This window comes from Clostridium estertheticum, assembly GCF_018861295.1.
Taxonomy (GTDB): domain Bacteria; phylum Bacillota; class Clostridia; order Clostridiales; family Clostridiaceae; genus Clostridium_AD; species Clostridium_AD estertheticum_D.
Window position 1 is genome coordinate 15,825 of record NZ_JAHLDM010000043.1, and the last position, 13,971, is coordinate 29,795.

Genomic DNA, 13,971 nt, shown 5'->3' on the forward strand with positions numbered 1-13,971 from the left:
CTAGTGAAACGGCTTTTAATGGTGGATACAAAGCGTGATAAATAATTACAATGTTATGTGGAGGGTGTTTATGTATACAATTGGACAAGTTGCAGAAATAACAGGAATATCAAGGGACAGATTAAGGTATTATGAAGAAAAAGGAATACTGAAACCTAAGTATGATACAAGCAATAATTATAGAGAGTACGGCTGGTGGGATTTAGATATCGTTTTAACCATTGAGGTTTATCGTTCTATGAATCTTAGTACAAAAAGTATAAACAGTATATGTGAAAACAGCAGTGTTAAAAGTATTAAGAAGTTAATGGAAAAAAAATATGAAGAAGTTGCATCAGATATAACAAAACTACAGAAAATACAAGAAAAAGTAAGAACTATTATTAAACAATGTGCAAATATAGAAGAAAATCTAAATTGCTTTTCCATAAGATCAATGCCTCGATTTAAAGTGATCGGTGAAATGTCGGATTACAGGGCTTACTCTGAATATAAAAACATACACGATATGAAACAAGAACTGGAAGGACAACCCATTATAAGCAGTATCAAGCGAATGATTACATTTTCAGATGCAGGAATTGAGGAGAATAAAATGGTAATAGTAAGACATGCTGAAGATATTAAAGAAGATGATGATGTGGTTATGTATGATAAGTGTGTGTATACTGTAGTACAGGATGGAATTCGTGCAACCGATGTTATGGAAGAAACATTTACAAAATCATTAAAATGGTGTGCTGAAAATGGGTTTAATCATAAGGGAATTGTATTTATAAATTTTATATTAATATCATTTAATGAAGGAGATACTAGGTCATATCTCGAATTATATGCTCCAATTGAATAGGATGCTGAAAAATACAATTATGTCTTGACCTTGGTATAGTCCCATGGTTTATTCTGAATTTAGTAAATAAATCATGGAGGAATAAAAATGAATAAAGAGGTTAAAAAATATGTATTTTATACATATGCAACATTTTGGATATTACTAGTTTTAGCTGGAATTGTAATGATAAAATATAAGCAGCCGTGGTTACCTAAAGTAGGGGTTATTCTATTCTCACAGGTGCCAACGGTAGTTTTACTTATACGGTTCAAAAAATTATGTCCTGAGATTACAAGGAAAGATTTTTACAGAAAACTGTTTAAAAATAAGATTAATTATAAGACGTTTTTTGCAGTGACATTAATTATGATGTTGTTATTTTTTATGGCTGTAGCTATTGTGAAATTTGTTTATGGAGAGTCTTTTACTAACTTGCTTAATCTTTCGTTAAAATCAATGGCAATTAGCTTTAGTTATAATTTTCTATGCGGTCCCATTGGAGAAGAATCGGGGTGGAGAGGTTTTCTTCATCCAATAATGGAAAAAAGGTATGGTATTATCAAAGGGTCATTGTTAATTGGTATCATATGGGCAATGTGGCATTTCCCTTTATGGCTTATTTCGGGATATAGGGGATTGAATCTACTCCTATATTCAATTTCATTTATTATATGTGTTACTGCATTTGCGGTAATTATTGGTATATTTTATAAACACAACAATAATTTGTTTGTTACAATGTGGATGCATCTAATATTTAATTTCAGCTTAGGCTTGTATAAAGGTAATTTATTGCATATATTTACTATCTTTACAATGCTTTATGTAGTGGCAGCAATGGGATTTGTGTTATGGGAGACGAAACAACATAAGATATCTCAAAACAGTGTATCGGATTCATATAATTAATCGTATTAAAAAGGCAGTAATGCCTTTTTTTTATATAATCTACTAATATACCTTTTTGGCGGGATAGGCAAAACTACCCAAGTTTCACATACATTGTTTCCTGCTGCTTTGTAGTAAATTGAAAATATATTAATGTGTTTGTCACAGATTTATGGCCCAAATAGTATTGAAGCTCTTTTATATCAATTTCAGATTCTGCCAAATGCACAGCAGCGGTATGTTTTAAAGTATGAAAATGGTGCTTTTTTATATCACTTATTTTAGCCAAATGACAATATTTCTTCATCAAAAGATCTAAAGTCTTGCGTGAAATTGTTTTTTTCTCCTGGCTTAAAAATAAAACTTGCTGATTATCGCAAATTTCATTTTGCCTAATGTATTTATTTAAGATCTTAGTAGTTTCTTGATCTAATCTTATGGTGTTATTATTGCTCCCTTTAAGCCTGTGGCAATACATTTCTCCTCTTGTCTTGTTATACTTCTAAATGTATTAACCCGAGCTCAGAGGCTCTTAAAGCGCATCTGTATGCTATTCTAAAAATAACCAGGTTCCTCAATGCATGTATGCTATTATCTTTTTCTATAACTTTAAAAATTTTTTTCATTTCCAGCTGTGTAAGATATTTTACTTTCTCTTCATTTTCTTTCATCATATTTAAGCCCCCTATTTCAAAAGATAGACCTTTTAACTATTATGTCTAACTTTAAAATACCATGTTAGCCACTGATAATGCAAGCCTTAATCCATTTTTATAAAAACAAAATATAAAAGTTGGACATTACATTAAATAAATAGATATAAATTTTTTGTAATATGTAACTCTTTTATAATTTTTAATAAAGATATAATAATATAAAATTGCCCTTGAAGCCTTATAACATCAAGATCCTAACACTAATTTATTTTTAATAAAATTATATCATTTTAAAAAATAATAAGGTATAATCATTAACATAAATATATGTTATTAGAAATTATTAAATATAAGTAAAGGCGGTGAATTTTATGTTTACATTTACCTTTAAAATATTGAATCTATTATATATAAGAGTTACTATATCAAAATAGAAAAATATGTATGAATGTTTACCCTGTATTTGTATGGGTATCATTCTTTAAAGATAACTTGTAATAATATAAAATTCATGATCAATAACCAAACAAGATACAAATAATCTTGTTTGGTTATTTTCAGTTTAAACTTTTAGATACTTGCCTACAGCCCATTTATATTAATAATAAATATATAGTTAATAACAATTCATTATAAAGCTTCTGTATAAGCTATTATTTATTTACTATATAAGAATAGTTAAATGACTAACCGTAGTAGTTGAAGTGAAGCTATTGATATTAATCCATCTAACAGGTAAATATAAAAAAATACAAAACAACTAAGCAGGAGCTGCATATTTAAAAAAGCTCATAAATTAATACGTTATAAGAGTTTTCAATCTTGTTAGGCAATTACTTAAATTAACTAAATGTTTAACAACTCTGATATTGTCAATAAATTCGAATTTTTAATTTTATTATTAAGCTTCTTTATATCATTTCTCTATAATATAAAATACCGTTCGTCTACGGTCCTCTATTCGAACTAATAAATTTATAAATTTATATGATTTTTGTGGATACTTTCTTGAACACCTCCCTATTTTTTGATATTCTAAATAAGGAGTATAAATTAAATCTATTATGTAGTAAGAACCAATTAAATAAAAATTTATTTTTTCACTTTAATTTCACATGATTTTTATTATATATTAGGCATACTCATTAATTTACTTTATACATATAAGGTAGAAAGCCTCCATTAGATGATATAATCTTAATGTAGGTAATAACTACCTCTCCTTGTAAGGATGTAAATAAAAGGAGGTGATATATTTTGAGACGAAAAAAAAATCTTTCAAAAGCCAAAAACCATATTTCCATACAGGTGTCGGAACCTGTAATAGCTGGTTTTTATGAAGCTTTGAAAGATTTTTCAAGAGTTTTTTTTACAATGTGTTTTATTGCTATTTCAAACCATTGTATAACTATCTTAACCAATTTTTTTAAATAATTTACAAAGAAGACTTTAATAGGCTTACGACTATTATGGTCTTTCTTCCTTTTATGCTATCAGCTAAATCATCGCCAACAGATAAAATTATTATTCTTAAAGTTTAAAATTCCACGTAAAGTGTATAAGATAACAATAATATAAAATGATATAAAATACAACACCTATATAATATATTATTGTTCGCTATGTTACACACATTGTATTATTTATTGTCTATTGTTTTCTGTATCTGACGTTTCACTAAATTTTTCACAAACTTGCTATATTTTTCTTTTGATTATGTTTTGGCTACTACTGACTTCTTTTGTGGTGCAGGTAGCTTCCTATTATTACTTTTCTATTACCACTATTAATATATTTCATACTTTTTATAACATAAGATAATCTAATCATATTCAGTTTTAAAATTATCGCATTGTTGTGACCTATACACCCATTTACCCTTCCTTGTATAGCAGCTTGTATAACTGCCTGCATAGTCTACATCAATGTTAATTATATGACTTAGCAAATATCTAAAATATAATATGCACTACCATTATTATCAAACTTATTAATCCTAATGTAATTATTAAATTAATTCTACTTAAACTTTTAAGTGGTCTCGCCAACATAAGTCTGAATCACACCAGTAGCAATTTTATAACATTTACGGAGATCTAAATGATTTTACGTAGGGCAATTCGTTAACATCGACCTATAGTTTGTAAAAATGGTGTTTAATGGTATAATTTTTCTAGTAATTAAGTCGTAGCTGTAAGGTGAAATGGCTGGAAAGGAAAAAATGAGGATGAGTAGAATTATAGATACTTTAAGTCTCTTAGCCGCAAAACAAAAATTAGTTCCTTTTATGGGTGCTGGTTGTTCTGCTTCTATGATGCCAGATTGGGATACTTTATCAAGAGAGATGTCAGAGCAATTAGGCCTAACTGAAATTGATGATAATTTGAAAATTGCTCAAAAGTATGTTGATACGTTAGGAAGAGATAATTTTTGTGCATTTTTGAGAAGCAAATTAGAAATTAGTGATTTTGATGATGAAACAGGATATATTCATTTAATAGTAATGAATATGGGTGTTAGTTCTATTTATACTACAAACCAGGATAATGTAATGGAAAAAGCATATCAAAAATATGGTAAGAATTACAGAGCAATTATTCAGTTAGAGGATTTTGCCGAAACGAAATTATCAGAACAACTTTATATTAAATTTCATGGAGATCTTAATTATCCTGAATCAATTGTGTTTACACAAGAGGATTATGAAAGAAGAATAAATGAACCACAAAATGCACTTGACATACGATTACGGTCAGATTTATTAGCAAAGAATTTATTGTTTATTGGTTATAGTTTTCGAGATATAAATATTCAGCAAATGTTTACTGAACTTCAGAAAGCATTTTACGGTAAGCTACCAACATCTTATATGATTGCATATATGTATAATGATAAACTTCAATCATTATGCGATGAATATGGAATTATATTAATAGATCCTATGAAAGAATTTCCTGAAAGTAAAGATCATGTAGCAGCATTTGAAATGCTTCTAAAGTGTATGATGGAAGAAGCCAGAAGTAAAAAATGTGAAAATGAAATAAGAGAACTTTTATCAACTAGACATTCGAGGATTGTAAAAGTGGTAAGTAAACAAGAAATAGAATTGCTAGAAGACACTATAAAAAACAAACCTTTTTCTACAGGTGTACAATTATTTAGAGAAGTTTGTGATAGTTCAAATATTCCTTTGGATTATGAAAAACGAATTGTTAATGTTTATATTGGATTATGTAAAACTGTTAAAACGGACAAAGACACGGAGTCTTTGAAATCAGCAAGCTACAATTTAAAGCTAAATAATTCTTTAAGTAAATTTAAAATTTTAGCTGCACTTATGGCCTCAACTAACGTTAAAACACCACATGGTAACTACGGAGAAAATAGATCTTTCATTTCAATGGAAACTGTTAGTCAACGAATTTGTATAGTTGTTTCAGCAAAAGCAATTGAATATATCTATAGCTGGGGATGGCTACCAACCCCCCCTTTTACTTGGAATATTGGTCGCTGGATGGATAAAGGTACCAGTTTTGATTCCTTGGATGAAAAAGTACAAAAATATATAATGCATTGGTTAGATAAAATGAGATTAGATTGCAAAACTGTGGCAGAACATCCAATTAAAAGGCAACATAGACTCAGAGATCATTCATTTGTTAATCCCTCAGTTAGTTTAATCTTAACGGAAGACGAAATTAATTTATTAAACGAGTTAATTAGCCACAAATGTTAATTAGAACTTCCGAATGTTCTTTTATTGTTTATCAACCCGGGGTAGCATACGCAAAAATGATATTTCGTACGCTAAGAAAAGCATATCCCCATAAATGTAATGATTTAGGCTAAAAAGTGTCCTAGAGGTCACAAAATCAATGTACTATTTTTATAATATATCTCATAAAACAATACATTCAAATGTACAATAAGAAAAAAGGCTTTAGTTAACTCTACTATAAGCCCTTATATATCAACACTTTATGTTATTTTTACGAATGTAAGGTTTTAGTCAAAATCGTACATTCGTTTGTGACGTAATTTACGAAGATTATAAAGTAACATACACTTAATTAAGAATTACAAATAAAATACTCCTATTTAATGGATGGGACTATTACTGTTAATATAATTATATTGAATACTGATATTACCATTAGAATAATTAATCCCGTTGAACCTCTACTAAATTCAGGATTATTAAAATTAATTGAAATTATTAGCAATAGCGTTCCACTTATTATATCCTGTATTGCCAGTATTTTAGCTGTCTTGTCATGGTTCTTAGCTAATGCTCTTCTTATACTGGAATTACAAAATGCACTTAGTTTCATTGATAATTCAACTAATATTTTAGATGTATTTGATAATGAATTTATACCACTTAATAGTATCACCACTGAAATTATTATAAAAAATGCCTTACATATATTCACTATGAACCTCCTATTATTATCCTATTACTCCACACTTTTTTACTGTTGCGACACAAAACATTTATTTAATTATACTATTATTACAGTTACTTAACGATTCAAATATTTACATTTATGGGGTTTTAATTTTCTTAACGTACGAGATATCATTTTTGCTTATGCTACCCCAAATAGTGTAACTAATATATTGATTTTTCATATTATATTCTATATTATAAATGCTTAAACAGCAGTGTCGAACTGGTGTTTACACTTGACTTCTTTTTATGTTTGTGCTATGATGCAATTAAAGATACAAAATGTTACAAACGGTCTCAAATCGATTAAAAATTTATTTATTATACGAAATAATGTACTTCATATAATAATAGGTCATTGAGTGTTTTGAACCCTTTAAAAGTGAATTTTAACGATTGATTGAAGATAATGTTTATAATTAAACAGTAAATATAAGTCGGACTGGAGACTTTAAACCCATATCGACTTGGTCGGAATGAAGACCTAAAACTCAATTCGATTACAGAGTAAACTGCGAAAAATCAGAAAAAGGATGACTTTGTCATCCTTTTTCTTTTAGGGGGAAGTAAGTGGAAGAAATTTCTTTTAAAGAACGAGTGAAAAATGTAGCAATTAGCGAAGCTAAAAATTATAAAAAAAATTACGTTGATTATGAATATTTAGTATGTTCAAGTGCATTTGTAACAAAAGACTATTATATAGTGGACGCTAAAGAAGATAATTATCAACATTTAATAGGAGTCCATTCTTTAATAAATCCACAACTTTTCTTTGAAAAATGTTTTAATGAGACATTAAAAGAAGAAGATTTTGATTTCATTAAGAAAAAACAAACTGTAAAATCGGTAAAGGGTTCTGTTAGAGAAAAAATAAAAGTTCTATCTAATGCTATGAACTTATTTAATGAAAATATTAAAGTAGAAGAAACATTTTTAAAAAATCGTGTAACCTGTAGTTTTGCAACTGCGGATGATAAATGTACGTTAGGATTTATAAATACATCAAAATCACGTCCAATGTCATTGCTTAAAGGCAATGAACTCCATGTAAACAAAGTGAAAGATATTAGTTTATTAATGAGAAAAAAAATGGGTAAAGAAAAATTTGATGAAATTCTTATAGGTGATTCTAAAATGATAATGACTTATTATGAAAAAATCAAAGAACATATTGATATAAGCATTACATTATCTAACCAAGAAATGCAAGAGGTCAAAAATATGGCTAAAGATATTGCTTCTACAACAGAATTTCCTAAAGAAATTAAAAATGTACAAGCCTCTGATTAAATTTACCATTGGTATTTTTATTTCCAATATATGAAGTCATTCAATATAATTTTTCTGTTATGTTGTATGCCTTTTTATCGCTTAGAACTGTAAAATTCTCATATGGAATATATGTTATATATAGTATAATTAAGCATATACGTCAATATTCAAGAAAAGGCACAGGTATATAAAAGTATAGTTATATCAATGTATAAGGAAAAATAAAACAATATAAATTTAATTTAGGAGGATAATTAATGATGAATTACGATGGTGCATCAACAGCATTTTATTTATTGGCAAAACACCAGTCCGAAGAGCAAGAAAAATTAGAAAATGAGAAAATAGCTCAAAAATTAGCATTAGAATTACCATACAAAAATAGTAAAAAAGAATTTTATGATAGCCAAACACAACTTAATAAAGTAAAAACAGAGAAAGAACAATTAGAGAAAGAATTATTGCAATTGCAAATAGATAATGAAAAATTAAAAAGAAGATAACACCTTAAATTAAAGAAATATGATAATTTAGAGTATAGACAGCTAGTCATCAGTATATAGCATGGATGAGGGTATATCTTAAATAAAATATTGAATTGAGTTTTTACTATTTATTCACCCACACTGTTATTTATTTTTTAATATATTTATTCTAAGATTTATATAATTCAAAATCTTCTCATGTTCCAATGGTTTCAACTTAAAAAAAACGTTTCTTGTTTCGTGTAAAGCATTTTCAGCTATTTTTAAACTTGTGTTTTTTAATGCAAATATATCTGCTTCTATGTTATCTGTTATACCAATAATATGGCCAATTTCATGTAATAACATGAATTTTTTACTGTTTTCAGATAATCCAAGAAACTCATTATATACATAGATTATTCTATTAATTAAAGATGGACGTGCTACGCCATAATCGTCAACAATATCCGTTTTAAATCTTTGTACATAAAACACTTTAAAAGTTTCATTATCATAAATTATCGTTGTTATTTGTTTCATTTTTTTACAGGCTCCTTTGTTTTTACTCTACGTTTAATAGTTGCTCTAATTGATTTACAAGTTCTTTGAATTTTGAAAGAGCTAATTCAACCGGCTTAGGAGTATTTAAATCTATTCCTAAAGTCTTTATAATTTCTATAGGATAGTCAGATCCTCCTTTTTTCAATATATCTAAATACGCATTTATAAATTCTTTATCACCTTGTAATATCTTATTAGTGATAGCTACCGCTGCAGAAAATCCAGTTGCATATGTATAAACATAAAAAGGCTTGCTAAACACATGTTGTATTTTGGACCAGCCCATATCACTTTCATTATCAAGAGTCATTTCTATTCCCAAATAATCGGAATTAAGTTTATGGAAAATATTACATAATGTATCTGTATCAACGCCTTCATTCATTTCTACTTTTTCATGAACAATTTTTTCAAACTCCGCAAACTTAGTTTGTACTATTATAACCTTATAAAATCTGCTAGCATAATCATAAATTAAATGTATTTTTTCTTTGCGATTGCTTGCATTACTTATCATATATTCTAATACTAATATTTCATTAACTAAAGAACTAATCTCTGCAATAATTGGACTATAATAAGCATTAATAAAAAGTTGCTCTTTGAATGCATAATACGCATGCATCGCGTGCCCCATTTCATGTGCAAATGTTAATAAGCTATTTATATCATTTCTATAATTTAAAAGTACATATGGATGAACCCCATAAACTGGGCCTGTAAGTTCTTGATTTTGCTTTTTATCATCTGGATAAACATCTATCCATCTCGATTTTATTGCATTATCTAACTCTAAAATATATTCAGAACCTAATTTTGCTAGGCTTTTTTTTAATATTTCACACCCTTTATCATAAGAAATATTAATTTCTATTTTTTCAACAATTGACACGTTAAAATCATACATATATAGTTTTTGAAGTTGCATAGATTTTTTGTGGATACTAACAAGCTTATGTACTGTTTCTATATTGTCATGTACCGCTTTTATTAAACTTTCATATACATTTAAACGTACGTTATCTTTGTAAAGTGCATACTCTAAACAGGATTTATATTTTCTACTCTTTGATATAAAAACATCTTTTTTCACTACTGAAATATATATATCTGCTAGTGTATGTTTTCTTTCCAAGAAATACTTATTATGTGCTTTATAGCTATCTATTCGTAATTTCCGGTCCTTATTTTCTAATATATTTGAATATCTAATATTTGTTAGTATAATCTGATTGCCATCAGCATCCTCTATTATTGATGGTTTAAAATCAGATTCCTTAATTTTTCCGTAAATACTTCCTGGTATACTTAATAACATGCCTGCTTGAGATAGAATAGCTTCTTCTAAGTCTGTTAAAACTGTTGTGCTCTTCCTTTTAAGGTTATTGAAATAAAAATCATAAATTGATAATTTATCTGTCTCTTTTTTAAATTCTAATAAAGTTTCACTAGGTATATTTAACAGTTCAGGTTCGAAAAAACAAAGGATTTTTTCTACTTTAATTCTAAGACTTTCTACTTCCTCAAAACGTACTTGAAAGTGCGTATTTTTAAAATTTTTTTGTTTTCGTTTCAAACAATACATACGCAATTTATCCTTATGTTCATTAATTTTATCACGTAACTGCAATGCTTCAATTAGTATTGTAGCTGTTTTACCTAGTTGCCCATTATACCCTTTTATTTGATCTATCATTTCTTGGACATAATTAAAGTCATCCAACCATAGTTCTTCCGTTTCATACAAATCCTCAAGTCTCCATTTATATTGTTCCATACTAATTACTCCCTTCGTTATAACGTAATCAATTAGTGCTTATTATTTTTACTGTTTTATTTCTTTTCTAATATATTTAATATACGAAAAACAGCCAGAGGCTATGAATCAAACAGCGTATATAGTTGAAATGAGCCACATCATAGAGAATTATCAATGATGTGGCTCATTTCAACTATATACGACGTACCCAAAGTTACAGTTTTTTTACATGTATTTTGGTGTCTCACCTATTAATACTCATTTTCCATATCTTCCTCAGTATATTCTATTTTATTTTCTTCATATTCCTTGCATTTCCAATATAAATCATCAACCTCTTCATCGGTTAACTTATCTATATGGTCAATGTCTTCATGTACACATACAGACCCACTATTAATTATATCTATATATTCGATTTGTTCTTTTCTTCCTAACTTAGTCATAATATACACCTCCAAAAAAATTATAAACTATTTAAATAGTATTATTCATCTACATATTTTATATTTTTCAATGTATAAATATATATATAAAATTATAGTAGCATAATTAAATAACTAAAATCAAGAATAAATGTAAAAAAAATGATAACCCCGTATTATGTCTTATAATATTATTAAAAGTTAATGTAGTGTTTTAATAATCTAATAGTTAGTTTAAATTACTAAGTTTTTTATTTCATAAAGGAAACATTAACGAATGTAACATAAATGTAATTAAGTTACATTCACATTGAGGCTATTACTCATTTTTAAAGAATTGTAAATATACTTAATTTATGGTAATTATGGTATGATTAAATATATATTTTATGATGAACTTGTAGCATATAAAGGTTCGACAATTAGGAGGAATGTATTTATGATTCAGCTATCAAGACAATCAACATATCATGATAAGTACAGATATTATGATATTTTTATAGACGGTATCCTTTATGGAAATATTGAGGATGGAGAGACTAAAGACATAAATATTGAGGATGGGGATCATTCAATTTATCTAAAAATTGATTGGTGCAGAAGTAATGAATTAATTTTTGTTGAAAGCAAAAATAAATTGATAGAATTTAAGTGTGGTAATTCAGTTCAAGGATTAAAAAAACTATTGAATTTACTATACATTTCAATTTTAAAAAACAAATATTTATTTATAAATTTTAAAGATAGTATTTCATAACGTTCTAATATGAATGTAACATAATACCAATTGAGTTACATTCAGATTGAGGCTATTAGCCATTTTTATAGATTTGTAAATATACTTAATTTATGGTAATTATGGTATAATACATATTATTATGTAATATTAAAAAAGAGGTAAAATGTTATGAAAAAGCATAGAAAATATGCCTATATATTAACAATTATGTTGATAATCATAATATTTGTCTATGCTCCAAAAATAACTTACAGTATAGATTCAAATTTAGTATATCAAGATAAAAAACCTGTTTTTGTTGTTGAAAAAGAGATGTATAAAGACGGAGGAACTACGGTTTATATGGGTTTAGGTTATCAAGTTATTACGTGGAACAGGCTGATAACAGTTGTAAAGAAGAACAAACAGATTGATAATGGTACTGAATTTAGATATGAAATTTATAGATATCCAAATTTTAAGAATGTAAATGATGGACCAACTAAAAAACTAAAGATTATATTAGATAAATAGCACACATTTTATTTATAGTAAATATGGTTGATTATATATTTTTTTTATGACAAACTTGTATAAATTATCGAACTAAGGTGAGTCTTTAAAAAAACTATTCATAAACTTAGGCTGAAAATATTAAGGTCTATTTTTATATACAAATGGAGGAGATATAATGGATTTAATTATTAATCAGAATCAATCAAGAAATTATACAGATAAATATTTGAAAAATAATAGAAATGGAAAAATAAACTTAGAGATTGAACTTGCCGATAAAAAAATTAGTGAGGAAGAAGATAAAATAGACTATGAGATGTATACAAAAAGTCATATGCTTCATTCAGCTTATTCTTTCGAAGAGGCTCAAAAACATAGAGTATCATTTCCGCCTACAACAGCACCTGGGATAGTTCGTAAAGCATGGAGAGAAAAATGGCAAAATGCTACAGAGAAAGAAAAAGATGCTATGATGAGTTTTGACACCATTTATAACATGACACTGAAGGAGAATAAAGAAAATATGCCAAATGATTTAAATGGTTATATAAACTTGATGGAAAAGATGAAAGTTTATATGGAACGTTACAATAATTGTCCTGGCGTAGATAAAGGAGTTTATGAAGGTCTCATGAATGTAGCTAATAGCCTTGAAACAGAATTAAGTAAATATAATTAAAGTATCATTTATGCTTATACAACCATACTTATTTTGAAATTACGAAGGAGGATATTGTGTAAATTAATAAAATTAACTATCGAGATTATCTAAGTAGTCTCGGATTGTTGACAACAAATATTATGATTCTATTAGCTATGGTATATTAAAGGAAGAATGGAAAATAATATAAAATATAACTGAAATAAAGTTGATCCCATATTTAAAACAGAAGTTGTCGTCACAATAAACCTCATATCTAATGATACGAGGTTACTTACTTTAATTGTATATTGGTATTCTGAAAGTAACACAATAGTAATTGTGTTACTTTCACTTTGGCTATATTGCTCATTCCTTGAAAATTTCGATTTGAATGTAATATAATAAGTTGATTTTTTACTTTGAATGTATTATAAATCGATTAATCCATTCCATAAAAAAAAGAAGGTATTAACCCTCTCTTACATTTCATATTCTTTTATATACCTATATAATGTCGCTTTGCTTATGCTCAATAATTTTGCAAATTCAACTCCGGTTATTTCTTTATCTTTCCACTTACTATAATACTTCTTGAAGTCTTCAGGTAAAATCCTATTGGGTCTACCCAACTTAATGCCTTTAGCCTTAGCATTCTTTAATCCTTCTATAACTCTACCCTGTATTTTCTCCCGCTCCTTATCAGCTATATAAGACAAGAAATTAATAAGCATATTGTTTATCGTATAATCTAATTTGGTGTCTCCTGTGCTTACTAATGGCGTAT

The 13,971-nt window shown here is 27.4% G+C and carries 13 protein-coding genes and 2 pseudogenes; 9 read left to right on the forward strand and 6 right to left on the reverse strand.

Annotated features, from left to right (window positions below; genetic code table 11):
• Positions 1-70 precede the first annotated feature (70 nt).
• Both KPL54_RS24590 and KPL54_RS24595 read left to right on the forward strand, forming a co-directional pair.
• Entirely contained in the window at positions 71-850 is a 780-nt protein-coding gene (locus KPL54_RS24590) for a MerR family transcriptional regulator (protein ID WP_216109135.1), read from the forward strand.
• Positions 851-937: 87 nt separating this feature from the next.
• A complete protein-coding gene (locus tag KPL54_RS24595; RefSeq protein WP_216109136.1) occupies positions 938-1,741 on the forward strand; it encodes a CPBP family intramembrane glutamic endopeptidase in 804 nt (267 codons plus the stop codon).
• Positions 1,742-1,814: 73 nt separating this feature from the next.
• On the opposite strand, the pseudogene KPL54_RS24600 reads toward KPL54_RS24595, so the two are convergent.
• Positions 1,815-2,394, reverse strand: a pseudogene (locus KPL54_RS24600) (tyrosine-type recombinase/integrase).
• A gap of 1,239 nt (positions 2,395-3,633) precedes the next feature.
• Between KPL54_RS24600 and KPL54_RS24605 the strand changes: the two are divergent.
• Both KPL54_RS24605 and KPL54_RS24610 read left to right on the forward strand, forming a co-directional pair.
• Entirely contained in the window at positions 3,634-3,810 is a 177-nt protein-coding gene (locus KPL54_RS24605) for a hypothetical protein (protein WP_216109137.1), read from the forward strand.
• 793 nt (positions 3,811-4,603) lie between these two features.
• Positions 4,604-6,112 carry an SIR2 family NAD-dependent protein deacylase gene (locus tag KPL54_RS24610; protein WP_216109138.1) on the forward strand — a complete coding sequence of 503 codons (1,509 nt, stop codon included), beginning with the start codon at positions 4,604-4,606 and terminating at the stop codon, positions 6,110-6,112.
• A gap of 358 nt (positions 6,113-6,470) precedes the next feature.
• Here the strand turns inward: KPL54_RS24610 and KPL54_RS24615 are convergent, their stop codons facing one another.
• Positions 6,471-6,809 (reverse strand): hypothetical protein, encoded by a 339-nt coding sequence (locus KPL54_RS24615; RefSeq protein WP_216109139.1) that lies wholly within the window; start codon positions 6,807-6,809, stop codon positions 6,471-6,473.
• Between the two features lie 587 nt (positions 6,810-7,396).
• On the opposite strand from KPL54_RS24615, the gene KPL54_RS24620 reads away from it, so the two are divergent.
• Both KPL54_RS24620 and KPL54_RS24625 read left to right on the forward strand, forming a co-directional pair.
• The gene (locus KPL54_RS24620) at positions 7,397-8,116 is read left to right on the forward strand and encodes a PBECR4 domain-containing protein (RefSeq protein ID WP_216109140.1); all 720 of its coding nucleotides are present in this window, start codon (positions 7,397-7,399) and stop codon (positions 8,114-8,116) included.
• A 239-nt stretch (positions 8,117-8,355) separates the two neighbouring features.
• A complete protein-coding gene (locus KPL54_RS24625) occupies positions 8,356-8,601 on the forward strand; it encodes a hypothetical protein (RefSeq protein WP_216109141.1) in 246 nt (81 codons plus the stop codon).
• Positions 8,602-8,727: 126 nt separating this feature from the next.
• Here the strand turns inward: KPL54_RS24625 and KPL54_RS24630 are convergent, their stop codons facing one another.
• The 3 genes from KPL54_RS24630 to KPL54_RS24640 form a co-directional block, all read right to left on the reverse strand.
• Complete coding sequence (locus KPL54_RS24630) at positions 8,728-9,105, reverse strand: hypothetical protein (RefSeq protein WP_216109142.1); 378 nt, start codon at positions 9,103-9,105, stop codon at positions 8,728-8,730.
• A 22-nt stretch (positions 9,106-9,127) separates the two neighbouring features.
• Positions 9,128-10,903, reverse strand: coding sequence for a M3 family oligoendopeptidase (locus KPL54_RS24635; protein WP_216109143.1), 1,776 nt, complete (start codon positions 10,901-10,903; stop codon positions 9,128-9,130).
• A 233-nt stretch (positions 10,904-11,136) separates the two neighbouring features.
• A complete protein-coding gene (locus tag KPL54_RS24640) occupies positions 11,137-11,331 on the reverse strand; it encodes a hypothetical protein (protein ID WP_216109144.1) in 195 nt (64 codons plus the stop codon).
• A 418-nt stretch (positions 11,332-11,749) separates the two neighbouring features.
• Here KPL54_RS24640 and KPL54_RS24645 point away from each other — a divergent pair, with 418 nt between their 5' ends.
• From KPL54_RS24645 to KPL54_RS24655, 3 genes are all read left to right on the forward strand, one after another.
• On the forward strand, positions 11,750-12,067 hold the full coding sequence (locus tag KPL54_RS24645) for a hypothetical protein (RefSeq protein ID WP_216109145.1): 318 nt from the start codon (positions 11,750-11,752) through the stop codon (positions 12,065-12,067).
• Between the two features lie 150 nt (positions 12,068-12,217).
• Entirely contained in the window at positions 12,218-12,562 is a 345-nt protein-coding gene (locus KPL54_RS24650; RefSeq protein ID WP_216109146.1) for a hypothetical protein, read from the forward strand.
• Positions 12,563-12,719: 157 nt separating this feature from the next.
• Positions 12,720-13,223, forward strand: coding sequence for a hypothetical protein (locus KPL54_RS24655; RefSeq protein ID WP_216109147.1), 504 nt, complete (start codon positions 12,720-12,722; stop codon positions 13,221-13,223).
• Between the two features lie 443 nt (positions 13,224-13,666).
• Here the strand turns inward: KPL54_RS24655 and KPL54_RS24660 are convergent.
• Positions 13,667-13,971: pseudogene (locus KPL54_RS24660) on the reverse strand (recombinase family protein); the annotation flags it as partial.